The sequence below is a fragment of the Dyadobacter endophyticus genome (assembly GCF_014641595.1).
GTDB classification, from domain to species: domain Bacteria; phylum Bacteroidota; class Bacteroidia; order Cytophagales; family Spirosomataceae; genus Dyadobacter; species Dyadobacter endophyticus.
The window spans coordinates 50,148-76,526 of sequence record NZ_BMIA01000003.1; the positions used below are offsets into that span (position 1 = coordinate 50,148).

General features: G+C 48.4%; 21 protein-coding genes and 1 other RNA gene. All 22 read right to left on the minus strand.

Features of this window, described 5'->3' with window-relative positions:
• Positions 1 to 7: 7 nt before the first annotated feature.
• On the minus strand, positions 8 to 829 hold the full coding sequence (locus IEY24_RS20000; protein ID WP_188935389.1) for a hypothetical protein: 822 nt from the start codon (positions 827 to 829) through the stop codon (positions 8 to 10).
• A complete protein-coding gene (locus IEY24_RS20005; RefSeq protein ID WP_188935391.1) occupies positions 829 to 2,763 on the minus strand; it encodes a hypothetical protein in 1,935 nt (644 codons plus the stop codon). Before IEY24_RS20005 ends, IEY24_RS20000 begins: the two co-directional genes overlap by 1 nt.
• Before the next feature lie 116 nt (positions 2,764 to 2,879).
• Entirely contained in the window at positions 2,880 to 3,806 is a 927-nt protein-coding gene (locus tag IEY24_RS20010) for a hypothetical protein (RefSeq protein ID WP_188935393.1), read from the minus strand.
• 20 nt (positions 3,807 to 3,826) lie between these two features.
• Complete coding sequence (locus IEY24_RS20015) at positions 3,827 to 4,102, minus strand: hypothetical protein (protein ID WP_188935395.1); 276 nt, start codon at positions 4,100 to 4,102, stop codon at positions 3,827 to 3,829.
• On the minus strand, positions 4,099 to 5,055 hold the full coding sequence (locus IEY24_RS20020; RefSeq protein ID WP_188935397.1) for a hypothetical protein: 957 nt from the start codon (positions 5,053 to 5,055) through the stop codon (positions 4,099 to 4,101). The genes IEY24_RS20015 and IEY24_RS20020 overlap by 4 nt, the downstream gene beginning before the upstream one ends.
• Positions 5,055 to 8,621, minus strand: a complete 3,567-nt coding sequence (locus tag IEY24_RS20025; protein WP_188935398.1) for an SGNH/GDSL hydrolase family protein — start codon at positions 8,619 to 8,621, stop codon at positions 5,055 to 5,057. Before IEY24_RS20025 ends, IEY24_RS20020 begins: the two co-directional genes overlap by 1 nt.
• Entirely contained in the window at positions 8,548 to 10,926 is a 2,379-nt protein-coding gene (locus tag IEY24_RS20030; RefSeq protein WP_188935400.1) for a hypothetical protein, read from the minus strand. Before IEY24_RS20030 ends, IEY24_RS20025 begins: the two co-directional genes overlap by 74 nt.
• Entirely contained in the window at positions 10,913 to 12,739 is a 1,827-nt protein-coding gene (locus IEY24_RS20035) for a hypothetical protein (protein ID WP_188935402.1), read from the minus strand. Before IEY24_RS20035 ends, IEY24_RS20030 begins: the two co-directional genes overlap by 14 nt.
• Positions 12,739 to 12,978 (minus strand): hypothetical protein, encoded by a 240-nt coding sequence (locus tag IEY24_RS20040; protein ID WP_188935404.1) that lies wholly within the window; start codon positions 12,976 to 12,978, stop codon positions 12,739 to 12,741. Before IEY24_RS20040 ends, IEY24_RS20035 begins: the two co-directional genes overlap by 1 nt.
• A gap of 1 nt (position 12,979) precedes the next feature.
• Positions 12,980 to 17,482 carry a tape measure protein gene (locus IEY24_RS20045; protein WP_188935406.1) on the minus strand — a complete coding sequence of 1,501 codons (4,503 nt, stop codon included), beginning with the start codon at positions 17,480 to 17,482 and terminating at the stop codon, positions 12,980 to 12,982.
• 88 nt (positions 17,483 to 17,570) lie between these two features.
• The gene (locus IEY24_RS20050) at positions 17,571 to 18,302 is read right to left on the minus strand and encodes a hypothetical protein (protein ID WP_188935407.1); all 732 of its coding nucleotides are present in this window, start codon (positions 18,300 to 18,302) and stop codon (positions 17,571 to 17,573) included.
• A 4-nt stretch (positions 18,303 to 18,306) separates the two neighbouring features.
• Positions 18,307 to 18,831, minus strand: a complete 525-nt coding sequence (locus tag IEY24_RS20055; protein ID WP_188935408.1) for a hypothetical protein — start codon at positions 18,829 to 18,831, stop codon at positions 18,307 to 18,309.
• Between the two features lie 281 nt (positions 18,832 to 19,112).
• A complete protein-coding gene (locus IEY24_RS20060) occupies positions 19,113 to 19,595 on the minus strand; it encodes a hypothetical protein (protein WP_188935409.1) in 483 nt (160 codons plus the stop codon).
• Complete coding sequence (locus tag IEY24_RS20065; protein WP_188935410.1) at positions 19,592 to 20,596, minus strand: hypothetical protein; 1,005 nt, start codon at positions 20,594 to 20,596, stop codon at positions 19,592 to 19,594. Before IEY24_RS20065 ends, IEY24_RS20060 begins: the two co-directional genes overlap by 4 nt.
• A complete protein-coding gene (locus IEY24_RS20070; RefSeq protein WP_188935412.1) occupies positions 20,593 to 20,955 on the minus strand; it encodes a hypothetical protein in 363 nt (120 codons plus the stop codon). Before IEY24_RS20070 ends, IEY24_RS20065 begins: the two co-directional genes overlap by 4 nt.
• Before the next feature lie 160 nt (positions 20,956 to 21,115).
• Positions 21,116 to 21,313, minus strand: coding sequence for a hypothetical protein (locus tag IEY24_RS20075; protein ID WP_188935414.1), 198 nt, complete (start codon positions 21,311 to 21,313; stop codon positions 21,116 to 21,118).
• Between the two features lie 124 nt (positions 21,314 to 21,437).
• Positions 21,438 to 21,665: an Acb2/Tad1 domain-containing protein gene (locus tag IEY24_RS20080; RefSeq protein WP_229222753.1), complete on the minus strand. Its 228-nt coding sequence runs from the start codon at positions 21,663 to 21,665 to the stop codon at positions 21,438 to 21,440.
• 16 nt (positions 21,666 to 21,681) lie between these two features.
• Positions 21,682 to 23,139, minus strand: a complete 1,458-nt coding sequence (locus tag IEY24_RS20085; protein ID WP_188935416.1) for a phage terminase large subunit — start codon at positions 23,137 to 23,139, stop codon at positions 21,682 to 21,684.
• On the minus strand, positions 23,123 to 23,578 hold the full coding sequence (locus IEY24_RS20090; RefSeq protein WP_188935419.1) for a terminase small subunit: 456 nt from the start codon (positions 23,576 to 23,578) through the stop codon (positions 23,123 to 23,125). Before IEY24_RS20090 ends, IEY24_RS20085 begins: the two co-directional genes overlap by 17 nt.
• 602 nt (positions 23,579 to 24,180) lie before the next feature.
• Positions 24,181 to 24,456, minus strand: a complete 276-nt coding sequence (locus IEY24_RS20095; RefSeq protein ID WP_188935421.1) for an ArsR/SmtB family transcription factor — start codon at positions 24,454 to 24,456, stop codon at positions 24,181 to 24,183.
• Positions 24,457 to 24,479: 23 nt separating this feature from the next.
• A complete protein-coding gene (locus tag IEY24_RS20100) occupies positions 24,480 to 25,658 on the minus strand; it encodes a phage integrase SAM-like domain-containing protein (RefSeq protein ID WP_188935424.1) in 1,179 nt (392 codons plus the stop codon).
• Between the two features lie 189 nt (positions 25,659 to 25,847).
• Positions 25,848 to 26,219: a transfer-messenger RNA gene (ssrA, locus tag IEY24_RS20105) on the minus strand.
• Positions 26,220 to 26,379: the final 160 nt, after the last annotated feature.

Here is a 26,379-nt window from a genome sequence, read left to right on the forward strand (position 1 = left end):
GTTTGGTTTAATTGTTATTCTTTAATCTTTTGTAAAGCTGTTCGGTAATCGGCCGGAGCACATCAATACAGTTGTAGCCGCCGCAAAGCCAGAATATTGATTCCTTCGTGGTGCCGGGAATCTTGCCTTGCCAGTCTTCTTTAACCCATTCTTCCACTTCCTCTTTGGTGAAGACCTTCCCTTTGCGTTTCAGGCAAAAACCCCGACTATGCTGCACCGCAACGCCATCGTAATAGAAGTGCTTCAAGTCTAGCGCGGTGCCGATGGATCCTGAATAGTTCCGGTGAAACATCCACAGGCTTTGTTTTGCCTGGTTGTACACGTAATTGGCGGGCAGCTCGCTTTCGACTACGATTTCTTTCAGTTGCCGGCGCATGTCGGGCAGGCTTTGCCCGCGCATCACCGCGTTTTCCAGTGCCTGCGAAACCGGTTCGATGAATGCGGTTTCCGGGATCACGTCGATCAGCTGCGTTTTCACCCGGTCCAGGGCCTGCTGGCCAGCGGTATGGAAAAAGTCAGAATACTTACTCATTCCATACGGCTCGTAATAGCTTTCGATTGAAATGGAAACCTCCGTCATTCCCTTCAACAGCGCTTCGACGGATACATCATAACCTGCATTTGCCAGCACGGTGCGGAGAATCAGCCGGTACCGCGTCACTGTCTGCCAGTCCTGCATTCTGGTCGTCGACTTCATTTCCAGATCGTCCATGATGTCGATGATCGAATCCATGAAGGCGCGTGCTACTTTCTTGATGTTTGCCAGGAACGTGGTCAGTAACTTTTCCTGTTTGGTTTCCGCGACTTCAAGGAGTTCCAGCTCTTCCATTATTCCTGCATCTGATTTACATCCTTGGCATTGACCAACGGAGCCAACGTGCTCATTTCAATCGGTTGGCCGGCAGGTCGAACTGAGAAATATGCTTTGTTTGCCTGGATCAGCAATTCATATTGCTTTTCAATCGGCAACTGAAAGAATTTATCTTGCTTCAAAACCACATCGCGAAGCGCCGTTTCGAAATTGATCGAGAATTGCAGTTGCTCAACTGTGTGACTGAACTCTTCCGATTCTCTGTCCATCGTCAGGTAGGCTTGCGACAACAGAAATGACTTGGTTTCATCCGTCTTGTTGCGGTGCGGGTCAAGCTGCATTTTCACTCGAAACGTTTTGTATTCGGTAGAATCCTTGCCGCCCATTTGATTCAAATACCGCAGTTGAAGCATATCTTTTAACTCTTCCGAATAGTTGTTGGTCATGGCATCGTTCAGCTCTTCGCGGGTCATATCGATACTGCTGATGTCAAACCGCTTCGGCGATACGATGATCGGGACCTGTTCGCCGGCCTTTCCAATTGGCCCATATCGGATCGCGTCAGTTGCCGCATACATGGGTTGAAGCAAATTGCTGACGAAATGCTTTGAGGTATCCATCGTCATCTTTTCGCCCTCGTCACGGTCGTAATGCTTTGACGTGCCCGACGTGTTCATGAATATTTGGTCAGCGATGTGTCCTAATCCGACTGTCTGATAAGCTTCAATCATGTTGCGTCGGTATTCCTCCCGGAACTCCTTGATAGCGTTCGGTGATCGCTCTATCATGCCCGCTGGCGGAGTTGGCAGGTTTACCGGTTTTGTGTCGTCAAATCCTTCTGCCGCCGGCGTGCTGATCAGTATCTTTTCAAGATGGGAATCATAGATATCCCAGCCATTGCCGCCACATTTCGTACACTTCGTCGTGGTTGCCTTATCCTTTCCACTTCTGGTGGTGGTGAAAGACTTAATCTTGCCTTCTCCCGAACACACGCCGCATTTCTTTGTCACATACTGCCATTCGAGCGAACCTGTATGCAGTAGCGCTTCGATATCGATGTCGGATGATCGTTGCAAAACCGACTTTAACGCCGGGATGGCGTCGGCGACGTAGCTTTCGAAAAGCTTGAGCACTCCGTCTTCGCTGGTTTTGCGGATCTGCGAACCTAATTTGAAAACTGGCATTGTCCGGAAGTGATGCAGCGGGAATGCCTGATTGTAATCGATTTTCCCGCTTTCATCCTGGACCACCTCGATACCGAGTATCTCCCACGTCGTTCGCCCGCCGTTCGCTGATTTTTGTTCGGCAATGCAGTAGCTTTCTCGGTCGAAGAAATACAGGATCAGGCCTTCCTTTACCTTTTTGCTATTTACCAGTATGTCGCTCTTCGCCTGGGCGCAGATCACCGCCTTTTCACCTTCGGCATAGTACCAAACCTGATCGGACATCGCCCAGATCGGAACCACCTCGCGGTAATCGGTTGGGTTTTCCGGAATCTTTGGCAGCAGGACCGCGCACGCGTTCGGGTCGTCAATGAAATGCTGGATACCCTGTTCCCAGAACCATTGTTCAAGCGACTTCCAGGCGCCGAAGTTTTCTGTCGTGTAAAAGTTTAATGTCTCATTGAATGGAATTGTCGATTCCACTTGTGGGAATTCGATGGTGAAGTCGTCGGCGTTCCGGATCGCAGACAGCGTACGAATCAACCTTCGACGGAATGGCTTTGTCACGGCCTTATAAATAGCCTCACGGAATTTCCGGTGACTTGGTTTGTCTTTTTCTTTCGGACGGTCGACCTGAAGAAATTCAGGGTAAGCGTCACCGAAAACACTTTCAACGAGCTTTGCATGATCTATCGATTCCTGATAGAACTTGTGCAGAAGCTTTTTGTCTGGCTTCGTTTCCCCATGCTTTAACAGGTAGGGGGCTATGTCTCGTTGAAAATCCAGCATTTGAAAAGTGTGTGTTTAAAAGTGGCCCTCGCATTCAAGGAGGGCCATTTTCGGATGTCGCGCCATCGTTCAGATCATGAAATCGTCATCGAAATCACCTCCAAACGACGGCTGTGTTAGTTTACCAATACTTCGACGAATATTTCTCCTTTGACGCCAGTGGCGTTTACGCAGAAGATTTTATACACGTATTTGCCTGCTTGCAGGGTATTGGGAAGGGTCAAAGTGGCCGTACCGCTGTTGAACGATCCCTTTCCAGCAGGAGGCAGTGGCGAACCGTCTTGTTGGGTACAATACCAGTCAAGGCATGCATTTGCCGGGTTTGCTGCAAAAATGAGCGTCCCTGCATCGGCAAGAAGTTTCGTATACTTCTTACGGCCAGCGGTCGAGCACGTTGCCACGGTCACATCTTCGCTTGCGGTCGGATCGGCAATTACGAACTTCACGTCGTTTTTCAGATCAGTTATTGAAACACCAAATTCGACGGGCAGGAAGCCGGAAAGCGATTTGTACATGGTAGTGAAACCACCTGTAATCTTGGCATCCTTATTCGATTTCGCATTGGAAATTGCGGTGTAGGAAACGCCATGTTCGTCAAAATAGGCAGCTTCAACGCTGTTATTTGTGAACATGAACAGATCGAACTCCCGATTGGCCATCAGCATATTCAGGAAATTACGGGCTGAGTAGGCATGATATAGCCGCCACGCGGTCGTTCCGATCAAAGTATCAGTCAAACGGGGCCCGGCCACGTTTCCAAATACTTCCGCTTCGGCGGTCACTGCCGGATCCGCTTCTTGTCCGATGATGTCAGCATTTCCAAAGAAATAAGCGAGGTCTTCCTTACAAAGTCCCTTGATGATGCTTACGATGTTTGTACCCGAGACGGTTTCGGCTTCATAAGTGCCGCCGATGCGCAGGCCGACAGATGGATCGACAAACCCAAGCGCAATGTACGCGCCGAGCGTCTGATCTGCCTCGCTGTTATAGTTGTGAAGGCGCTGTAAGTCAACCCCCTCCGATGTTAAAAGATAACCTAGCATGAGCAGTTAAGTTTAAATGATTACTGTTCTGGTTTTGTGAGCACTTCTGCCCGGATTCTATATTCATTCGGGAGTGCCCCCGACAGTTGGATGCTGACTTTGCCGTCAACGACCTTGTAGGCTCCCTTGCGGATGTCATTCACAAAGAGCTTTATCCAGCCATTGAACTCGGGTACTGTGACATGAACCAGCGGGCCGGTTTTGTCGATCTCGATGATTGCTTTGGGCTTTTTGACCTTCGCCACAGACTTAACCACGTCAGCGACGTTTGCCGCCTTTTTTGCTTTCGCTCTCATGAGAAGTAATTGTTTAGTTTGATTTGCCTTACCAGCAGCTGCAATCCATCGCTGAGCTTTCTGCACCGGATGGTGTATTCTCCTTCGTCGACAAAATGTACCGGACCTTCGTATCGGCCAGTCTCTCCCGGCGCACTGCCGGTTCCTGATGCAATGGCCCAGGTATGCACTCCGTCGATTTGCACTTCCACAGGGACAGATGAATAAACTATGACGCGGACTGGACGAAGCCCTGGCGAGGTTGCATTTCCATAGTCGGCATGATAGGTCAAGTCGACAACGGTGGTTCCAAATTCCACCACGGCAGTCGGCATGGTCAGATTGTAAGTCTTAATGACCGCATCAGCCTCGGTCTCATTGATTCCCCAAATCTTGACCTGGTAAGCACCGTTGACGCTGTACACTTTGGAGGTCGAAGTTCCTATCACATCAGAATCGAACTTTGTTTTAAAGCCACCGATGGCGCCCTGAACGTCTTCAATAATAACTTGCACATTCCCGGCTTGGCTTTCGATCTGCCGGAGCGTGAAAGTGATCGGAGTGTTAATTACCCTGCCGATGGCGTCCATGTCACGGGAGATGTTTCTGCAGTTCGCTGGGTCGTATACGTCCGGCTGCTGCTCCCCTCCCGCTTCGAGATATTCTTCGTAAGGTTGCCCGTCAACGGTTTCGGGCGTTTTCCACCCAGTCGTTTCATTTTCGGAATCCACTACGATCACCGCACCGAAAGTATCTTGACCGAACGCCGTTAGATATGCTATGATCCGCTGCCCTTCGAATAGCTCGGGAGCGACCGTAACATCTACAACTCCATCAGTTGTTACGTCGGAACCGAGCAGGGATTTTGTCTCATCATCGTAAACCAACACGGCAGTGCCATCTGCAACATCGGCAGTAATTGAAACCGACGAGCTTCCCGCAACAAATCCAGATGTGATGATCGCCAGTTCCATTATCGCAGTGATTGAATAGCGCCCATGTAAATGTCTCCCATCTGTTTGAACCCGTCGGGGCTCAAATGCACGTAATCCAGATCGTTCAGCTCTCGCAGTGTTCCCGAATAATCAGCAAAGGGAAGTACCGGCTGTGGATCAAATCCATATATCCGGTCCACCGTTGAATGATAATCTGCCACAACAATCCCTTCCGCTTCACGGCCGCCGTAATCGGTGATCAAATTCTTGGCAAGGAGCCAATATGCCATTTTCCTGCGCTCGGTTTCGACGACGCCATAATCTCCTTGACGACCCGAACTGACCGGAATGCCAATAACCACTTTGATGCTGGCATTGTCGGCCTTGAAGCTGGTGATCATTGCATCCATTCTGGTTTTATACAAGGAGTAGATTGAGGTAAATCCAGCTGGATCCGTTACAGAAAAATCATTTGTTCCGAGAAGCACGTGAGCAATATCGATCGTTGGACAGCTGTACAGCGTGCGATATTTTGCAAAGTTGAACGTAAAAGTCAATCCGGTTACGGCAACCCACGCAGATCCATCCCACCGGCGATACTCGCTTGCAGAATTCACATACATCACATCATTCGTGGCCGGGGCCAATAACAGGCCGGACGTTCCGTCATAAAGTGCCCGGATTGCGGCGTCGACATAACCCGCATCGTAATTCGTGTTGCCAGCATTGGTAGGGTTTGCAATGGCTGCGATCCAGTAGGAGGTGTTGCCGTAATACTTGTAAGGTGACTGCGGCTGCATGAACGGAGAAAACAGGGTGGTGCTTACCGTGTGGTAGCTCGTCATTGTCCATCCACCTCTGCCTTCATGATTGACAGTAGGCGAGCTTTGTGTCGACGTACGCATGCCGTGGAAGGTGAGTCCGGTTGCTGATGCGCCGTTGTTCACCTTATCGACAAATGTTTCCCGCAGCGTAAAGCTATCGCCGATGTTCATTACCTTTTTCGCCGTGGTCAGATTCTGATCAACTGGCTGAATGGTAAAGTTTAGCGTATTTAAAAGATCGTAATCCTTGCCATACGATTTAACTGAGCCAGAGATGGCCGTCAAACTGGTGTTTCCAACAAGCTGCTTCCATTTGATCGATCTGCCGCGAACTGTTAATTCCGTCGTTGGCACCCCCGACAAGGTAATTTCAGTCCGAGCCTTGCCTTCCGTTTCATAGTACCGGCAAAGGTTTTCAAAATAAATCGATAGTTCTTTTTGTCTTGGAATGTAGATTTTAGGAGCCAGGACAGGAGCGGTTATCGATTCAGCTTTAACGAGCGTATTCTTAGGAATTACGGGGATAGTTCCAATCTTATCTATGTAGTAAGCGAATGACTCGAATGCGGTTTGAGATGACCCCAATTCGACCTGAAAAGTGGACCATGATGCCAATGCAACAGTAGCCCTGAGATACGCAGCTCCCGCTGGCGCCGTCTGGTTTTTGTTAACGTCCGAAGAATTGCTGCCGCTGATGTACACCTTGCTCGAATTGTACCAAGCGATTTGGTGCTTAAAGCTCAATGTGTAGGTCTGCCCCGCGGTTACAGGGATAAATCCAGTGCTATTGTATGAAGCATTGGCGGCCGGAATACCATTGTTGTACTGAATGAAGCTCCCCAACAAAACATCAGGATCATTCGGATTAGCAAGGTTCTTGCCAAATGTATAATTAAGATTGGTGGCTGATAGCTGGCTTGTCGGCGCAACCGTGTGGGATATGGACGCCACAGCCGAAGAGTCGGCAAGTTTCGCATGCTTAGGAAGCACCGGAATGATGCCTACTTTATCAATGTAGTACGCATATGCCTCATAGGAGGTTTGTGAGCTGCCAGATTCTACCTGAAAAGTGGACCAGGAAGTTGCCAATACCGAGCAGCGCAGATATGCTGCACCTGCCGGGGCGGTCTGCGTTTTATTCGCATCCGTGAAATTACTGCCGCTGATATAAACCTTGTTGGCGTCATACCATGCGATTTGATGTTTGTAGCTGAGCGTGTACGATTGCCCGGCCGTCACCGGGATGTACCCTGTACTATTGTACGTCGCGTTTGCGAATGGGATGCCGTTGTTGTATTGAATAAACTGACCGATCAGTACATCTGCATCATTGGGATTAAAACGGTTCTTCCCAATAACATAATTCAGGTTGGTCGCCGACAGTAATGAGGTCGGCAGAATTGTTGCAGCAAAGGAAGCCACATTGGCCGTGTCGGCGAGCCTTGATCTGATGATCTTGACGGGCACACTGCCAACGGAGTTATAATTCAGAGTGTATGCCTCAAATGATGTTTGCAAACTCCCTTCTTCTACCTGAAAGGTGCTCCATGATGCCAGGGCTACGGTGCAACGCATATAATAGGCACTTGCGGGTGCTGTCTGCGTTTTACTCGCATCTGAGCTTAATGATTGTGACAAGTAAACCTTATTCTGATCGTACCATGCAATATTGTGCTTGTAACTTACGGTGTATTGATGTCCAGGTATAACCGGGATGACATGCGTAACGTTGTACCCTGCGACCGCATCAATCTGCTTCCCATTAATGAATCTTCCAAGAAAATTATCGGCGCTGGCGAGATTGAAAAGGTTTTTCCCAGGGACGAGATGTAGGTTGTTTGCCGACAGAGGGAATGTTTCGGAAAGAGCATTTGAGACAAGGCTTGAACCGCTCGATGTGTTCAAAATACCTTTGAATGGCTCGAAATTGGTTTGATTCGTGCCCTTTTCCACCTGCAAAGTGCTCCACGTTAGCGAGGTGATATTTACGGACACCCGCATGAACTCGGCGTTTGATGGCGCCTGAGCCCAAACGGTTCCAATCAATGCCCCAGAAATAAATGTCTTGTTGGAATCGTACCAAATGACACGGCAGCCAAATGCATTGCCGCTTGAAACCGAAATATTTTGAAGCGGATCAATGTCAATAAAATGGCTGGTATTTTGATTGGCATTCGAAGTCAGGGCTCCCGATGTCTGATCAATAAAGCTCCCGATGACGTTATCTTCATCATTGACATTGAATAGGTTCTTTCCCGGCACAAACAGATCGGTCTTCCGAAATGTCACACCTGCATCTTTCAGCTCGGTTTTGCCAATTGTTTTAGGGCTGATAGCAAAAGGGATCCTGTCCCATTTCGTACCTGCGCTGATGATCTTGTCACCAACTCCCCATGCTGTCGATACGCCCGTAACCGAGTTTGTGCCGGCGACAACTACATCGTAGTATTTGCCTTTTGAACCAACAGGCGGGGTAGTCGTGGGAGTGCTGGTTGCACCTGTTTCCGAAACGGTCGCAACGCCTGTTGTAGCATTGTAAGTGCCGAGCCGGTCGGCGAGTGAAATTGTACCGTAGATCGCATCGATAGCATCAGCCGACGCTGTAAACACACTTCTGATCTTGGAAGCGGTTATCTGCTTTGCTGAATTGCTGGGTAAATCTTGGTTGATTTTTTGCCGAAAAGTGGCCGTTCCTGTCTGCGCAACACTAAGTTGTGAGATCAGAACCGAAATCGTCAGAAAACTCACCGAAAGCAGGCTTTTCAATCGTTTCGCAGTCATAGATTATAGTATGTGTCTTTGATTCTTCGCAGATGTAAATGATCTCAGGGATCGAATAGCAGGCGTCGGCCAGGCTCGTCTGAATTATCCAGTTGCTGCCGGTTTCAAACTTGATAAAACCTGAAAGTCGGACGCGCTGGCCTTTTGGGAGAAATGCGGTTAAATAGCGGTTTCCATCTCGATAAATTGAAAGGTTTACATTATCAAAAGTTTCAGCGATCAGCTGATAAGATGCAGTGTTAAGCAACTGCCAGTCTTCGATTTGCCTTACAATTTCAGATGAGCGTAGCCATATCTGTAAGCGACCAGCGCAGTCATGCGCCAAAACTTTGCAATATCCTCCGTAAGACCCTGATTGATAATAGTTTGACCTGTACCTTAAAAAGTTGTTTTTTTCTTTGGATAGCTCGACGATATCAGTGGTTGCTTGGCGCCTGCCGGTGCTGGGATCGAGCAAGGTTTCAGCATACTCGCCTGAATTATAGTACTGCTTGCCGCCAATTCGCAGATGGCTGTGTTTCAGAAAGCTCGCGATCGTTGTATGTAATGGAAGCAAACCGCCGATGGTAACCAGTTTGCTTACAAATTCGATTTTGGTGGTGGTCCGATCATAGCCTCCCATGAATTTCACAATCCGGTCTTCTTCGGATTGATGCCTTGGCGGCTGGATGAATACGGGCAGACGCATACGTTGTGTCAATCCGTTTTCGTAGTACTCGAATCCGAATACGTCACCTTGATCAGCTGCTTCGAAAATTTCGCCCTTCGCCTTTGACTTCACGATGATTTGATTACCGAGCGATAAAAGAGTAGCTTCTTCTGGCTTAGTATCGATCAAAGCAAGCCGGTATGTTCCCGGATCAATGTCACAATTGAACTCCGCTTCGAAAACATATTGAGAAGATCGGGCCAGGCGCGGCCCGTCGGAAATAGTCACGTCGGCAATATTGCTATCTTGGTACAGATAACCTTTTAACGCATATGCGTCGGGCGCTGCTGAAACCTCCGTTTCAACGGTGAAGCTGACAGAATCATAGCCGAAGTGCGAAGCGATATCAAGGGCGGTATCGCCGTCTGATACCGTATAGGCCAAATCATCCAAATGGAAAATATTTCCCGCTCGAAGATCCGGGCCGATAATGATTCTCCAACGCCTTACGGAGTGGCTCGGAATGTTTTGATAGCCGGTCAGCTTGATCGTCGGGCTATTGGTGTTGTCTACTGTTTGAATTCCAGCAATGAAGCTGACCTGAGGGATCACGCCTCCGTCTACAATGTAAAACCCACCGGTTTCTGAGTTGAAGTAATCTTCGATATCGGAAAGCGCGTCTCCGAGCAAAACGGTGTAGCTTTTTGTCGTTTTCCCTGTCGCCGACACCTGGATTACGTTGCCCGGCTGCAATGCGCCGTTGATTTTGATCAGGTAGCGATCGTCGCCACTCAATGCGCTATCAAATACAGCCTGTACGTTCAGTTTGTTGGTATTGGAGATCGTTCGCGTACCGGCTTCAACTGAAACGGTTACCGCACTATCTTCAAGCACAACGTACCGATCTCCCGTGAATAGTTTTTCACGGACAGATTGGGGCGTATCGCCCGCCACGGCGATGTAAGTTTCGCTATCAAGATTGAAGATATTACCTTCCAGAACGCTGGGTCCTATTTCTACCAAATAGCTGTCACTGGCCGGGTATGTAAATTCTCCCAGGTCGATTTTATCAATGCTCGGATTGTTGGTATTCGTGACGTCCGTTGTGCCCAGGCCGACGAGCAAGCCTTCATCGGCGAGCTTGAAAACACCCTGCTTTTCCCAAATTCGGATTCGCATTTTACTGCCATCGACATCACAAAGCACCTTGGTATAGGGGAGAGACTCGTAAAATTCTTTCAGTGCATTCATGTAGGCGGTTCGGGTGGTTTGCTGCCCCTTGAATGTGCCGATTACGATCTGTCCATTAGCGCGTTGGATGGCAAATTGCTTCCAAGTTCCGGGCGTAGGCAGCGCGTTGACCCAAATGCTTAGATCAACGTATTTTTCTGACTCTTGCGCTCGCACGCGGCCGATATGATACCGAATTGCGTTGACCTCCAACGGATCGCCGCATTGAGGTTTGTACAAAGGGCTGACCAAAGCAATGGCAGCGTACCGATGATCAATACCCTGAATCATCGATTTCGGCGCCAACCACCGCCAGGTGTCGCCGATTTGAGCTTCGAGCGAGTCATGGAGCGCCTTGGCGTGGAAGTATGTGTTGTCATTGCCATCTGCTTTGTCGAAGCAGATCACATGCTCATATATATTCATCGGTCAACTGGATTGCTTGAATGGATACTTTGCCGGAAGAAAATCGGTAGGTGTCTTCGTTGACTAGTGCGGCCCTGGTTTCGCCATCATGGTCGGTGTATTCAATAACTTCACCCATCTGGGAGTACTGCCGCATGGTCATTTCAGTTTCGATCATCACTGACCTGTCAGAAAATACCTGCGGGACTGATTCCAAGTCGACATCGGAGCTTTCGACCTCTCCGAAAGTAGACGCCGAGTAATTGCCGGTACCGGCCGCAAAAGATGCTTTTCCATTTATGCCGAGCACATTCGCCCACCGCTTTAAAATTTGGCGAGGTGAAAGTGAAGCATTGATCACGCTTTCAGCATTCAGCACGCCGGATACATCCCCGATTTTGGCGACATAGACATTGCCTGTCCTCTGGGCTTCAATCACGAACAATCGTTCATCCTGATTGGTATCGGCCTTGTCGGAGCTGGGATTTCTGCGCAGCACTTCCATTGCCTTGCCTGCCGCTGACAAGGAATTGACCACAACAGAAAGCGGGGATTTTATTTTTTGCTGGTTTGTGATATAGCTGCGACTTGTGCAAAACTCGTCTCGGCCGGCGGCTGTTTCAGATTGCCAGTTGGCATACCCTACTTCACAGGTTGAATGAAAAAAAGGCGATGGAGCATGTTCGAGCTTTTCATAGTCATAAACCCTGGAACGAGGTAGTTTTTTTACCATATCGGCCTTGGTTTCCAGATATAACTTCCCGTCTCGTTTCCAGCAAGCAAGGTTTTCAATGGCGTTGAAGTCGTCGAATAGGGACTTGAAGGAAACGAGCAAGGGGGATCGGTATCCGCGCAGGTTGCGCTCACTGGTTAGGACCCGCGAAGCCCCATTTCCTTTCGTCAGAAAATCGCTCGATACGGTAACGGTTCCATTGGTGAGCTTCTCAACCAAAGCCTCAAAGGCCTGCTTCCAGGTAAGACCCCAGATTAGCGATGATTCCGCATTCGAGTTTTCGTAAATAGTCAGAAAGCTCTCTGTACTGTACGAGGCCGTCATTCCGGCAGAACCAACGACGGTCACGCGCAGGTATGCCCCTTGCGGCACTTCGATTCGATCTGATATGTAAAAGTCCTGTTGCGATCCGGAAGCCGACAATATGGTTAGCGTTCGGCTATCCTTCACTGCGCCGTCCTGGGTTACTTCGGCAACGAAATTGACGTTGCCGGATCCGCTCCACATCCCTATTACCTTGCCTTGAAGAGTCAATACAGCTTTCCGGTCGGTACTGTTTCGATAAATCGGCTCGACGACTGATTGTGTGCTGACCGAAAGGCCGTTACCCTCCCCATTTTTCGAAGATGCCAAAGGAATGGAATGCTGCGTCCCTGATACGTAGAATGGGCTGGAAAGACCATCAGCGATCGAATATGCAATCCCGTCCGAGATTGTTTGTTCAGGAAACCTGATTTCAATTTTCGGTTCGATCGAAACAGTAAGGCCAGACAGCGATTCGAGCTCAGTATCTTCATCCCGGAAGCTAACCTTGAAGTATCGGCCATCGTCCGAATGGATGGCGAAATCAACCTCGCCCTGATAGATGATCTCACCACCTTCTTCCACTTCAAAGATCGCGCTGGCATTTATCCGGTGCTTCTTCCACAACGAAAGCAGGATGCTGCGTGCTTCGCCGGTAAATCCCACCTCGCCTACACCCAGAACCTTGGCGGTACGGTGCCGCCAGATACCGAAGTATCCTGTATGCCGCACCCTGGTCCAGTATACGCCAGTCCAGCCTATCGGCTCGTCGATTTGTGTCCCGTTCAGGTAAAACATCAGTCAGCCAGTTTATAATACTCGGTTGCGCGCCTGCGGTATCCTCGAAGATCAGCCTGTAATTTTCGGGCATTGGCCTTGATGTTCACGCGGGTTTGCGGCGTCTCGTTTTCCATATTGATCAGCATTCCGAGCGAATTCAGGATTTTGTCCAGTTCAGAGATGTCGAATACGGCAACGGGCGTTACGGTCTTAACCTTGCGCTCCTTTTTGGCTGACTTTTTCGAGGGGGTGGGCATATTAGTCTTTAAAAAATGTGTTGTAATAGTTGATCTTCTGCTGGTTTCGCATTTCAGAGATTCCTACTCCGTTCTGATCGACGTTGATGTTGACAAGGGATTTCTTTTCGAAAGCCTTTCTCATTTCGCGGATTTCATTTTCCAGCCGCTCAGTAGAAATTGAGGCTGGCCCGGACATTGAGAAGTCCGGTAGCACCATTTCCGGTATTTTCGGAATTTCTGTACTCGGTAGCCGGTCCATCAGATTCGCATATTGCAGGTATCCGTGCACCAAATCTTGGTTGGAGACTCTTGGCCCAAGGAATTGATTGAGGTATGTGGGCATTACGCGCTCACCTTCGTGAATACGGGTGTAGATTTCATCAATTCCGTAATTGGCGTCCGGATCCCATTTGTCCCGCGTCACCCAGGGATCACCGTGGAATCGTGGGCGACCAGGACGGTTTGGCGTTCCACCCCCTCCACCTCCATCTACCGTTGTCCCTCCCCCTACTGGAACGTTTTCGCGAGGCCTTGAAGGGCTGGAAGGACGGGATGATCCTGGAATGCCCGGAGCATAAATCTGGTACGCCCCTCCTATTCCAGAAAATGGATTTTGCATGTTTTCCAGCTCAATAACCTGAGACATAGCGATAGCATGCCCTTTCCCATTTCCTTTCCCTAGAGCGACAGCCGCAGCCGCTTTGAGCTCAGCAATCGCAAATCTTCGCATAGCCTCCCACTTCTGTTCTTCGATGGCGATCTGAGCCAAAGCCGCATTATGCTGAACTACCACCATAGCCTGTTGCATTTGAACCTGCGCATCATACAGCTTGGTTCTCAGCTCATCCAATGCACCTTGCAGATTCCATTCGATTTCTGAAACAGCATCCGCTTCCTGTGCTTTAACCTCCTGATTGGCAAGGGATGTTTCTTTTGTCACGTTGCCCTGAGCGTCCTGATATTCCTTGTGCTTATCAGTAATCAGTTGCTCGAAAGCGGTAACGATGCGGGCGACTTCTTCGGCAGTTGCACCTCGTTCCTGAGCAGCCTTCACCTGCCTGTCTCGCGCATCCATAAGGGCCTGAACCTCGCGAGCTTCACCGGCCTTCAAAAGCTCTTGCCGGTAAACGTCATCTTTCTGTAAGCGCAACTGAGAGTCGGAGTAAAATTGTTCTTCCTGAGCTTTAAGAGCCGCGTATTTTGCCTCAGTAGCTTCAATTTCTTTGTTTATGGCTTCTACCTTGGCATCGTAGGCGTCCTGAATCGCTTTTTGTTGTATTTGGAGCAGCTTTTCAATATTCGCAATTTCCTGATCGTATTTGGCTTGCTCCTGTTCCATTTCCAGGCGGCGCATTTCCTTCTCATCTTCGGCGAGTCGCTTTTTGGCCTGAAAAATATTGGTGATTCCATTAATGACAGCCGCGAAATACTTGCCCTCGGATAGCAACTGAGTGAACTTATTCATATTGGCATCCACCTCCTTCATGTTCTCAATGATGTTCTTCATGTTGGCGGCGGCGGTGTCGAAGGACTGCTTTGATTCCAAGGTCATCCGTTGTCTTTCGGCGTAGGTTTCCCACATAGCGGTCATTTGCTCCAATGAGTATTCGGAGTTTTCCAACTGATACTCGAAGGCCTTTTTGTTTGCCTCCATTGCATAATCGTAGAACTTATCGACCGCTTCGGTGGCAGCATCCCATGAGCTGGCCATTGCTTCATAATCAGCCTGTGACAATTGAGCCACCGCGTCCAAAGCGACATTGAAATACTCTTTAACCCGAGCGAGCTTTTCTTTGATCAGGGCATCGTGTTTATCGAAGTTTTCCTTTTCCGCATCTGTTATTTTTCCGGTTAGAACGGCTATGTCGACCAGAATTTGCTTGTATTTCTCTTGTTCGAGGACGCTGTCTTTGTAGGTATCTGCCAGTTGTTCAAGTGCCGCTTTTCTGTCTCGCATATTAGCCAACTCCAGCTCTCCGAAGCTGATGGATGCCTCCAAATACAATTCCTCGCGAGTTTTCCAGAAATGACCTTCATTGGCCGCCATTTCAGCGTACATGTCCTTATTGAGCTTAATGCGCTTCTCATTCTGCTCGGCCTGGATGTCGACGAGCTGTTCGTCCAACTCCTTAATTTTCTTGTTGTGCTTTTCAATATCCCATTCTTGGACCTCACGGAGGGCACGCAGTTTCCCGTCCTTCTTCTGATGTTGATCAACCTGATCATCAAGCCACTTTTTCAAGCTGGCCAGTTCCTTGGTAGCATATTCCAGGGCGAGGGCGCCACGCTTATTCGCCGATTCCTTTTCAATGGAAAGAATGCGGGCCTCCTGGTCCTCCTTGTCGGTGATAGCCCGCTTCGCCTGCTCGATTTTCAGCTTTTCCTCGGTATTGATGATCTGCATCTTAACCTCGTAGGTCTTCTGCATAGATTTCAGCTCGGCCAGGTCGTTTTCAAGGGACAGTTCAAGGCTGGTTTTTTTTGCCTTTTTCTTCTTATCCTCGCCTTCCTCCACTGCTTTCACCTGCTTCGACACCGATTCTTTCCCAAGGGCTTCGACCTTTTTATTGAATTCATCGACGGTGATTTCATGGTTTCGCAACTGCCGGCGCAGCTCCACAATCTTCTGGTTTTGCTCGGATGCATCGATTTTGACCCGAATACCGGCCTGCTCGTTCAGATTCTTGGTGATACTTTCTTGGACCTTTTTGGTTTCAGCTTCCAGCGTGCGGGCATTCATGATCATCTGCTGGGTCACACCACCATCGGAGAAATTACCGCCTCCAAGGGAAACACCTGTCTGACTTACACTTTGAACACCTGACTGGATCAGTTGCAGGCGGCGATTCAGTTCAGCAATGAACTGGCTGTCGTCCGAAAATTTCAGGGAGATTGCAGAGTTTTCTTCCCTGAGTTTCTTTACGATTTCATACCGCTGCTTTTCAAGGTCGATCTGCTGTTCGAGAAGGGTGTTATTCTTCGCATCGATGATGGCCAGCTGAATCTTTTCACGGTATTGGGCATTTACGCGCTTCAACACGGTTTCAAGTTGCGCATTACCCAACGCTTCGGCATCCAAGTGTTTGAACAGTTCGGGATATTTGGCTATCAACTCTTCCGTAGCCTTTTTCCGTTCGGCAGTACCGACAGTGAGGCCTTTCACCCGCTGGATGGCGTTCTCAATCTCCGTATTGGTCTTTCTCAGGTTTTCAGCTTCAATGCTTTGAGCTTCCGAAACCTCGATGGTTGCGGCCTTGAAGGTGTAGAAAAGGCTGATCAGCGAAGTAACGGCCGTAGCCACAAAACCAAATGGATTAGCCATGAAAGCCACTTTCAGCCCATTCAGAGCGCCCGAAAGGCTGGCCGTAACTCCTGTCAGTCCGACAGTAGCAACAGTGGATGCTTCAATACTGGCAAGTCCAGCGAGTGTCGTAACGTTATTCGCCTTTTTGGCCGCATCCACTGATAGAACGGCCGTACGGTAGCTGATCCAGACCGCTAGCGCTGCTTTCAATGCGGTGAGCGTGCGAGTGATTGCATTCTCGCTACCGATCGTCGCAGTGATGAACTCGCCGGTCGCCTTGATTCCGCTACGAATACCATTTTCAAAGTAATCGCCGATACGCGCCTTCGCCTGTGTGTACAAATCGCCAAGGTTGGATACCTGGCCGGCGAGCTGTTTAGACTGAGCCGCCATCTGGCCGTAATAGAGCCCACCCTTTTGGGTTGCATCCATCAGGGCCTTTTCAACTTCCACGAAAGTTAACTTGTGCACGGTAGCTAGCTTCCGGATCTCTTCGACCGGCTTCTGCATGGATTTTGCAAGGAGATCGTAAAGCGGCACACCATTATCGGTGAACTGTTTTATTTCCTGCGCCATCAGCACATGCTTGCTCTGCACGTCGGTGAGAGCTTTGGCAATGAGCGGTAGCTTCTGACTCCCAACGATCGCGGAGATGTCGCCGAGCATGTTGATGTACGGAATGAGCTTTTCCGTTTCAACGCCCATACCTTGCAGCTTCTTGGTAACCTCTTGAAGCTGGTCAATGTTGAACGGGGATTTCAGAGCGATGTTGATCAGTTTGGCATTCAGTTCTTCCGCTTTCAGGCGGGAGCCGAGCATTTGCTCCATCGAGGCGACAAAGCCGTCATTGGCCGATTTGGCCTTGATTACCTCCTGAACGTAAGTTTTAAGCTGACCAACTGCCCAGGCGCCAGCCGCGAGCTGGGCAAGTCCGGATAGCTGACGGGAAAGTAGGTCGTACTCCTTCCGAAGCGCGCCCATCATGTCCGTCTGCTGCTTTACGCCCGCTGACGAAGTAGAATTCGCTTTGGTTTGGGCAGAAGAAAGCTGCTCGATCTGTTCCCGCTGCCGTTGAATGGCCAGCGCAGTCGAAGTTGTGTTCTGCTGGGTAAGTTCGTTTTGTGTTCGTTGAAGCGAAATAAGCTGCTCCAACTGCTTATTGATATCAGGAATATTTGAGGTTGCCTCAATTATCCATCTTGTTCGTTTGTCTGCCACGGATCGCTGTCACGTTTGCGTCCTGGCCCTTGGCGAATTTGATCATTCTTTTGTTTGGCTTTTTTGTTCTGCTCGACGTAATAAGTCATCAGTTTATGGAACTCGTAGGCAGGTGTTCTAAGGTATCGTTCACATTTGCCCATGTCTCCGTTTGCGAGTTCAAGGAGTCGCGTAGTTCGCTGCTTATCTTTGAATACACGCCACTCTGCGATTGAGTGAATATCTGGTTCTGCAATATTTCCGACAGATTCAGATCCCTTATAGCATTCAGCAAAGATGTGTCTAAGGACACGGGCAAAGGATTCCATACGTTCTTTGCCCATCTCTGAAAAAAACCGATAAGCTCTTGCCTGGTTTTAAAGTCAGCAACTTTCTTTTGGTTGATCATTGGATCGTTGATCTCGGGATCGTCGTCGTCACGTAGGAACCAAATAGCCGATATCTCCCAAATACGTTCTATACTGGCGCCGATGTTCAGCCGCTGTTTGATCGTCTGAGCGCGGTATTTGGCCTGCATGATCAAGTCCAAGCAATCTTTCGGCTCGGTGTTGACTACCATTAGTGCCTCGGTCAGCACTTCATCGATCAACTGCATGCCAGCGTGCAGGTCCTCTTTCTTGGCAACGAAGCGATTGCTTTCGTCCAGGAAGTCCGAGAATGCATAAAGCCGTGATTGCGTGAGCTTTTCGCCTTTATTGGTGTAAACGAAGTAGTTGTGCCCGTTGATGATCAGCGGCTCGCCTTCCGGATTTGATTCCGTGGCGATTTTGACGGGCTCGACGTAGCCGCAATCGAGGGCGAATTGGAGTTGTGGGTGCATAGTGTCAGTCTAAATCGGTCAATCCTTCCAGAAACATGAGATCATCACGATCCAGGGTTGGCAGTGTGTATGAATAGGCAATTCTGAATGCATTGTATTCCGGGTTTTGTCCGAAATCTTCGCGTTTTATCCCCCAATAAGAGGTAAGGACCCGTTCCGTGTTGTTGTCGAATTCTGATGCGTAAATGTTGCTGGATTCCAGGCTTTCAAACACCGAGAATGCCAGCAGGCCGCCCGTTTTCGTTTTCCCAACACCAACAAGGCTACATTCAACAGTGTAAACCGGAATGTTGAAATCAGCCCTTGTTTTACGCACGCGATCAACGATGTGACAGGTTTGAAGATGGAATTTATCATCACGGACAATCCATTCGTCTGACTGATCATGAATGCGAACGCCTTTGTCCTGGCTGCTCCACACGAGTTTGCCGAGACCGTTAATCTGACAATCCCATACATTCTCCCCGCATTTCCGTGGCACATGACATGCCAAACTGGCGTTTATCGTACTGACGTGATGGTGGATCATTTTTTGTTAGATGGAAGTTTCATTTTAATCAAAACATTATGAGATATTTTATCGTCACTCTACTTCATTTCAGTAACGACCCAAAAAGATCCGAGTACATTTCCCATGGTATAGAATTACCAAAGTTTCCTAGAATCGCAGACTTCGCAGATACCGTGTTTCTTCAACATCACAAGCTGATTGAATCGGTCGCTGATCGGCCAGAGTTCATTTCTATCGTGGAAGTTTCGAAACAGGATATAATCGATGCTGAAGTGTAATTTAAGGGGCCTAGCCGCCCCTTAAATTTTCTCTATCAGATTTTCAATCCTTGACATAGCATCATCCATAATCTCATCTTCCTCCTTTTCGCTCGGGACGAATATCTCGGTACCGTAGTAGTTTTCAAGCCATTCCGCGCGCTCATCCATTTCGTCACTGGTGAAGCCAACGCCGACAGATCGCGGCGATCGCTCAGTTAGATTGTAAGCTGGCATCAAGTCCCCATCCATAAAAAGGTCCACGCGATCAATCTGACGGCCTTTTTCGCGTCGTCGGGCAGCATACCTTTTCGAATATCCGCCATCGGTCTTTTTGGCCTTAGTTTTAAGCGCTCTTCCGGTCGCATCCTCGCCTGCGCGCTTGATACGGTGAGAAACCACGACCACCACATCGGCCCCAGCGCGGAGCAACTCCCGCTCCAAATCTTCGTCGATGATCTTGCCAAGGCTTTGCAAGGATAGTGCAACTTCGTACACTTCGCGGCTGTCGGATTTCTGAATCATACATAATCGCCGACAAAGTATCCCTGCTGATCATCCGGCCGCGACACAAGCGCAAGCTTCTCCATTTCGAGCTGTCCGTAAATCTGACGGCACGCGCCGGCTGTTTCCTTTTTCAGATCTTCTTTAAGGTCAGCCAGGTTCTGAAATTCTGCCTCGCGATTCACAAGTGTGTACCGATTCGCTTTCTTGGATTTCAGTGCACGGTCAATGATGCCGGCACCGCAAAGTAATCCGTAGCACCGGCGCAGCTTGTCTTTGAAAAGCTCGGTTACCTTGTCCATGCTCAGCCTGATCTCGTAATCCAGCGCGACAAAGCAATCATCCATTTCCTGCATGTCGGCAAGTAGTGAAGGCTCGTCAGGATCAAAGCTGTGCAGGTCGTTGATGCTGTACATGCAATCAGCTGCCCATCCCATTGATTTAAGCGTCGCACCATCAGGAACGAGCACGCCGATGAAAATGGAGCGATTACCAGCCTTTGCACAATCCACGGTAACATTGACCGGGAATTCGAATGAGTCGGCAGTTACAGGCGCGGTGATGTCGGCGCCGATCTGCGTTCCTCTGTCCCCATCGTAAAGGCGAATGGTCAAATCAGTGGGCGCGTCGGATGCAAACTGAACGTAAAGAGCGCGGACATACAGCTGCTGGTACCGGCTCTTCGGCATGGTGACGGTCACGCCCACCATCGTATCGACTGTGAAGTTGAGCTCTTCGGGATCGCTGATCATGTCAGGCGTTTCCGACTGCTGCACTACCTCGCGGAAGTTAGCGCGCTTTGCAAACTCAGAGAGCAGGCAGGATTTGAGCTGATCATAGGCTTCTTCTTTTACTTCCTGCCAGACAGTTTCCAGGCCGGTGGGATCGTCGACAGACTTCTCATCAGATTCCGCAATTGCCTTGATCAGCTCCGCGCTGACATTCGGAAGACGGTTGACGAACATCCGTTCGGAGCCAGTATCTACCGGCGAAAGGCCGACAAGCGATTCGAGTGGGTTCATACTGCTTTTGGTTTGTATTGAGCTTCACGCATGGCAATGAGCCTGCGGGTGTGGTTTCTAATTCCATTGAAGAACCCCTGCCATGTCTTTGGCCGGATGCAGATAATACCTTCCGATCCGTAAAACGTTACCTGACCAATGAATCCGTTGAAGCGCATAAAGTGGCATTTATTCCCTTCTGTGCACTTGTGAGTAAAATCCAGCGCTCCCGAGCAACTTTCTTCCGTCATTTCATATCCGAAATACTGGAAAATGGTTTTAACATGCCGGGAATGCGGATCAGTGGCCAGGTCGAGCCGAAAGATGTGGCCGACTGTACTGTCAAAGAAGGCGATGTCTTTATTTTTGAGCCTCTTCATTGGTTCGGGTCGTTGTAAAAGTCGTGGTACGGCGCCCTTGTGTTCATTTCTTTGTAGAACCTATCTTTCACCGACCGCATCTTCGAAATTTGCCAGGCCAGATGGCGTAACGTGGAAGGTGTCATGTGGACTGTAAACGGGGTATTAGTTTTTGAATCGCTCATTCCACACCATGGGTTTTAAGTGCCATTTGAAACTGTTCACTGTGCGCGCCATACGGATCAAGGCCAGATTCACGGAATACTTCGGCGAACTGCTCTTCCAGGCTTTTCTGCTGGATGGACAGGTCGATAAACTTCTTCAAGGGCTTTGCCTGTTGGCTTGCAAGCGCCCGGCGTTCTCGTCTTGCTTGTGACATTATTGTACTTTTTGAAGTAGAGGTGTTTTTCTCATGGGATACTTTCAAACATTGGATTTTAGTAAGAACAATAGGCCAGCCAAATAGACTGGCTATTGTCACACCACATACACACTACTTGGAGTTAATCTTTCCAGGTTAGAGCCTTTACTGCCCACATTTGAGCTGTTTGGGCTTCTGTGATGGCAACGGAAGCCATCCGCATCACCTCGCCGCTGGTTGTTGTGCTTCTCAGATCATTAAGCTGATCGATGGCATCTGCGAAAATTTGCTTTGCCTTTCCTACTGCGTCGTCGCCTGATGGGTTAAATGATAAACCGACTGCTTTCTGACCAAATGTTTGATTGTCCATAATGTATGTTTATTGTTTAGTATGCGTTGTTTTTGGCATTGTTATCGTCTCCCTCGAACTCCTTCGGTACCGAAATTCCTTTTTTCACGTCTAGCCAAACATCCCAGCAGTATACCCAGACAAAATAGCGGCCAGTGTCTAGCAAGTGCCCTATATCGTTATCATCACAGAACTTCTTATCCATGTCGCCTTCCGCATCTAGCGGAACGGATATAATATCTGCCCAGAATTCAGTACAATCCTCGTCAATCTGGAAGTTGGCCCCGAGCTCCTTAGTAATCGCGTTCATCACAAACCGGCACTTCTTTCTGCGTGGATTGCTAACCAGCTTGTTATAAGTAAGGAATTCGCACCCGTGCTTTTTCAGATACCCATACACCAGCTTAAATGCTTCTGCGTTGCCTTTTGTAAGGGCGCTCTTGTTATTTCCTGATGAATCACCGCTGAAACTGATCTGATATTCGCCGTAGTCACTTGCTAAAATCTCGCAGATGGCTTCCAAATCAGTTTCTTCCGTACCTCCGATTCGTATTTCACGCAGGCACCTGACCTGCCATTGATCTTCTTCGTCAGTCCATTTCTGCCAGACCGTAACCGAATTTTTTACGTTGAAGTCGAACGAGAATATTACACCTTCTTCCTCGTTCAACTCCAGTTTTCGGGCATTCAAAGAGCGTTTTAGATGTAACAAATATGGATTTCCCGCCTTGATCACACCCCAATTCCCTAGCACGTTGATCTGATACTGATCGTCATCGAAAAGTTTCAGCCTTTCGTATTTTGCCAGGGTTTTCTCGTCGCGATAACCAAATGTTCCGCATGGACTGCCGACGGTCCAGTAATTGTCCTCGTAGATCGTCTTGATCAGTGCGCGGTTCCGCGTTTTATTGATTTTGACGAAACTGTGCTTGCTGGGCAGTTGATAATCTGTATCAAACCATTCGTCCTTGTCGATCAGATCTTTCTTTACCCAGCTATTTTCACTGACCGGATTCCAGGTTCCAAAGAACGCTTTCGCGACCTCTCCGCGAAACGATAATATCAGTTGCTCGTATTCTTCATAAGTAAAGTGGTTGAGCTCGTCGAATAAAACATAGCTGTAACCTTCGATACCTTTTGCCTTTTCGTCATCGTCCAGGCCTCGGAACACTATTTCATTTCCATTAACGGACCGAAACATGAAGTCCATCGGCTTGTACCCGTTTTGGAGTCTCGCCATATCGATGGCCAGCTTCATACTGGGCTTCACGGTCGTTTTAATCAGCGTGCCCTCCTTGCGGAATATCAGGGCATTTTGCAGCCTTAAAAGGCATTCAACCGCTATTAGCTGGCAGACGGTAACCGTTTTAGAGCTGCTCTTCCCGCCGTATATGTAAAATTCACTGATTCCTTCCTTTAAGAGCTCCCGGATGACGAAGTACAAGGGATTGAACCAGTTCTTTTTGAACCGAACTTTCTCATTCGTAGACATCATCGGCAGCCATGCCAAGTTTAACCTTATGATTGTTGTCAGTCTTATCGACCAGACCGAGATCGCGGCTGATAATATTGGCGTTCAGGAAGCCAGCAGCGGCAAGCGTAAATTTCTGTTCATAAATCGTTTCCTCTATACGCGTAATGACCCAAGAAAAACCTTGCTGATCTGCTTTTAGATTGTGTTTGAACTGCCTGAAATAGTCGGTGTTACAATCTAAATGGCGACAAAGGCCCTGCATTGTGAAAACGCGTGCCTTTGGCAGCTCAACTTCATCAGCATCCTTCCCACGGAAATCAACTTCCTTCAAATCATTGTCTTCACACCATTTGAAATACTCACATGCTGCTTCCCACATCAATTCAGGTGACGCGAAGAGAATGTCGCGGCCGTGTTTGCTGCGCTGCTCCCAGAATCGGTTACCAATCGGAGCGCTCATGTCGTTTCAACCGGTTTTTCCTCAAACACTCTGCAAGTGTGCGTCATCCGCACAAAGAAATGCCCGATACCACACTTGAAGCGTGGTGTCGGGCTTTGATTGTCTTTGCCAGGTGTTTGGGATAATTCGAGATGAAGGCAGTTATCGCAGATTGTAGCTGTGCGATTACGTTTGTAATCCTGGTCTGCCTGAGCCTCCTTGAACCTGTTGGCCATGAGAGAGTGTGAGTATAGAGTGGGTAGAGTCCAAAGATATAAAACTGAATCAATATTTTTTGATTCAAATAAAAAAAAATAAAGGCCAGTGGCCTTTACTGGTTACTGCATGAAGGTAATAAAGAGTCCCCACCAAATTAGGTTCTCAAAGGCTCGTTTGATCCATTTAATGAATCTGCCCTTAATTTCGATTTTGTCTTTTGTGATTAATATATGCATGGTTATCAAGAAATTTCAGAAAAAAAGATTTCCGATAACACACGGGCGGGACCATTCGCAAAAATCTATTGAAGATACTTTTTAGATTTCTAATGCCGATAAGACACGGCAGCTGGGGCGATGCATAGAGTACACCGAACGACCATTTTTAGTTCCTGCATTTTGTTATTAATTAAACAGGGTAACAATTTTTTTGCCGAAATCCGTAAGAGAGTAATGGATGTAATATGATTCGCGGCGGGAGACCATAATGCCAGCCTGCTCCATTTCCTTCAAATACATCGTGATCAGGTTTGCTTTAATACCGGTCCGCTCGCTGAGCTCGTCGGCGGTTGATTCTTTCAGTGCGTGTATTGAGGTAGCAATTTTGAGCTTCTTAACATTGGAGTAGACGCTCGAAATGATCTTGGTTTTATCTTCTTCTGTTAGTATACGTTCGGTCATAGGAGTGAAAATCTGTTCTGGGCTTACGCGAATTCTACTTTATCCTTCCATTCGGCTAAGATCCGGCGCTCCTTTATCTTTCCGTAGTATCTCACCTGCCTGGTTGTTGTATGGCCGAGCATGGAGGCGACAACTTCCTCCTTAATCCCAAGATCGTTCAAACACCAGTCGGTAAATGTCTTACGGGCTATTTTATTGGTTAGGTTCTTTTCGATGTTTACACCCGAGGCAATCAGTTTCAGGTAGTCATTCGACTTTTGGCCGGAAATTTTCGGCATTTTGTTTAGTCCACCATATTTATCGATCAACTCGACAACTTCACTACATAGCGGAAAGATCGCCTCGACGCCAGTTTTCACTCTTTTGATCTTCATGAACTGTATCCCTTGAAATAAATACCGGTCCGTCTCGATAACATTTTGATAGTCGGAGATGTGAAGGCCGGTGTAACACATAAAAACGAATGAGTCTGCTACCCTTTGGAGCCGGTCATTCCATTTGTGGGTTTTGATTGCTTCGAGCTCTTCCGCTGAAAGGCACGTCGTGTCCAGTTCCTTTGTCCATTCCAGTGCGGTACCGGCAAACGGACTGAAATCAGTCAATCCCTCGCGGATTGCATATCTGAACATTCCGATACATGCCTGCACAATCTTATTACAATAGTCACTGTGAAATCCCTTCCGGCTTAACCACATCCAGAATCCGGCCACGTGTCGGCGCTCGATTCTCGAAACGGGCAGGTCATTTTTCAGAAATTCTCCCAGGTAGTCGAAACACCTGCGGTACCGGTTCAATGTCGACTTTGCCCTACCCCTACCTTCTAGCTCTGCCCGGTATCGCTGGTTCAAGTCTGAATAATTACAGGAGATCTTTGCCTTCCCGGTGTAAAAGTCCTTCACCTCGTGAGCTGACAAAAACACACCCCTGGCCCTGGCCGAAAGATAAATCTCGTTGATCTCCGATTTTACTATTTCTAAGTGTCGATTCGTGTCAATGGAAGTTGTGGAGTTCCCTTTCACTCTCTGCACCTTACTGTCCCATTTTTTTGGATCGACCGAAACACCCACCGAAAACTCAGTGGCCTTTATCCCATCGATGGTGATCCTGCAATTCACTGGACAGACTCCTGCTTTATTGGTACTTGTTTTACGAAGGACGAAAAGTGTCCGCATTTTGATGATTTTTTTAAGAAGGGTGATCATGATGTCAAAATAGTTTTAACTAAAACTACAATGACACAGAAATACATTTAGTATCCTCATTTCGACTACATACTTTTTGCATGTAGTCGAATTTGAGACCACACAGTTTTGTCACCTGCGAGTCGCAAACCAGTCTTAACAAATCAGGCGAGGCTTCTGACCTCGCCTGCGGCTCAATTCTAATTGTAATAGTGGAGATGCGGGGAGTCGAACCCCGGTCCAGAACAGGGAAAACCTGCGCCTTCTACATGCTTATCCGTGATTAGATTTTCGAGCCAGACAAGGTGCACGGCGGACCCGCGTCTAAGCCTTAGATACTAGGGTCTCGTTGGTTTTACGCATCAATATACCAACCAGCGCTGCGGTTCGACACCTCTGGACCCACCCGGCAGCACGTGAGGTGGAGAGATGATGGCATTTGGTTAATCCTCCGGATTAAGCAGCCATGGCGTAAGTAGATTCGCCAGTTATTGTTTGAGAATATTATTTACGGGAGGTACTCTCAACTCCCGACATGCTTACACACAAGCCCTCAGCCCGCTGTCAATTCCAGTCACCCCCATTTTGGTAGCGCAGTCTCGGACAAAGCCAAAGTTTGATTGCAAATAAGGTTACGTTTTAAAAACCAGGAAAGTTCGCCTGAATTTTAAAATTTGTGAGCCCCTAAAATCAAGCCCCTGAAAAAGAACTATTTACCGAGAAAAATATTCAATCATTCAAT

Bases quoted from the DNA above. Each gene is read 5' to 3' on its own strand.
- IEY24_RS20000 (WP_188935389.1), bottom strand. From the start codon at position 829: ATGGAAGAGCTGGAACTCCTTGAAGTCGCGGAAACCAAACAGGAAAAG.
- IEY24_RS20005 (WP_188935391.1), bottom strand. From the start codon at position 2,763: ATGCTGGATTTTCAACGAGACATAGCCCCCTACCTGTTAAAGCATGGG.
- IEY24_RS20010 (WP_188935393.1), bottom strand. From the start codon at position 3,806: ATGCTAGGTTATCTTTTAACATCGGAGGGGGTTGACTTACAGCGCCTT.
- IEY24_RS20015 (WP_188935395.1), bottom strand. From the start codon at position 4,102: ATGAGAGCGAAAGCAAAAAAGGCGGCAAACGTCGCTGACGTGGTTAAG.
- IEY24_RS20020 (WP_188935397.1), bottom strand. From the start codon at position 5,055: ATGGAACTGGCGATCATCACATCTGGATTTGTTGCGGGAAGCTCGTCG.
- IEY24_RS20025 (WP_188935398.1), bottom strand. From the start codon at position 8,621: ATGACTGCGAAACGATTGAAAAGCCTGCTTTCGGTGAGTTTTCTGACG.
- IEY24_RS20030 (WP_188935400.1), bottom strand. From the start codon at position 10,926: ATGAATATATATGAGCATGTGATCTGCTTCGACAAAGCAGATGGCAAT.
- IEY24_RS20035 (WP_188935402.1), bottom strand. From the start codon at position 12,739: ATGTTTTACCTGAACGGGACACAAATCGACGAGCCGATAGGCTGGACT.
- IEY24_RS20040 (WP_188935404.1), bottom strand. From the start codon at position 12,978: ATGCCCACCCCCTCGAAAAAGTCAGCCAAAAAGGAGCGCAAGGTTAAG.
- IEY24_RS20050 (WP_188935407.1), bottom strand. From the start codon at position 18,302: ATGCACCCACAACTCCAATTCGCCCTCGATTGCGGCTACGTCGAGCCC.
- IEY24_RS20055 (WP_188935408.1), bottom strand. From the start codon at position 18,831: ATGATCCACCATCACGTCAGTACGATAAACGCCAGTTTGGCATGTCAT.
- IEY24_RS20060 (WP_188935409.1), bottom strand. From the start codon at position 19,595: ATGATTCAGAAATCCGACAGCCGCGAAGTGTACGAAGTTGCACTATCC.
- IEY24_RS20065 (WP_188935410.1), bottom strand. From the start codon at position 20,596: ATGAACCCACTCGAATCGCTTGTCGGCCTTTCGCCGGTAGATACTGGC.
- IEY24_RS20070 (WP_188935412.1), bottom strand. From the start codon at position 20,955: ATGAAGAGGCTCAAAAATAAAGACATCGCCTTCTTTGACAGTACAGTC.
- IEY24_RS20075 (WP_188935414.1), bottom strand. From the start codon at position 21,313: ATGTCACAAGCAAGACGAGAACGCCGGGCGCTTGCAAGCCAACAGGCA.
- IEY24_RS20080 (WP_229222753.1), bottom strand. From the start codon at position 21,665: ATGGACAATCAAACATTTGGTCAGAAAGCAGTCGGTTTATCATTTAAC.
- IEY24_RS20085 (WP_188935416.1), bottom strand. From the start codon at position 23,139: ATGATGTCTACGAATGAGAAAGTTCGGTTCAAAAAGAACTGGTTCAAT.
- IEY24_RS20090 (WP_188935419.1), bottom strand. From the start codon at position 23,578: ATGAGCGCTCCGATTGGTAACCGATTCTGGGAGCAGCGCAGCAAACAC.
- IEY24_RS20095 (WP_188935421.1), bottom strand. From the start codon at position 24,456: ATGACCGAACGTATACTAACAGAAGAAGATAAAACCAAGATCATTTCG.
- IEY24_RS20100 (WP_188935424.1), bottom strand. From the start codon at position 25,658: ATGATCACCCTTCTTAAAAAAATCATCAAAATGCGGACACTTTTCGTC.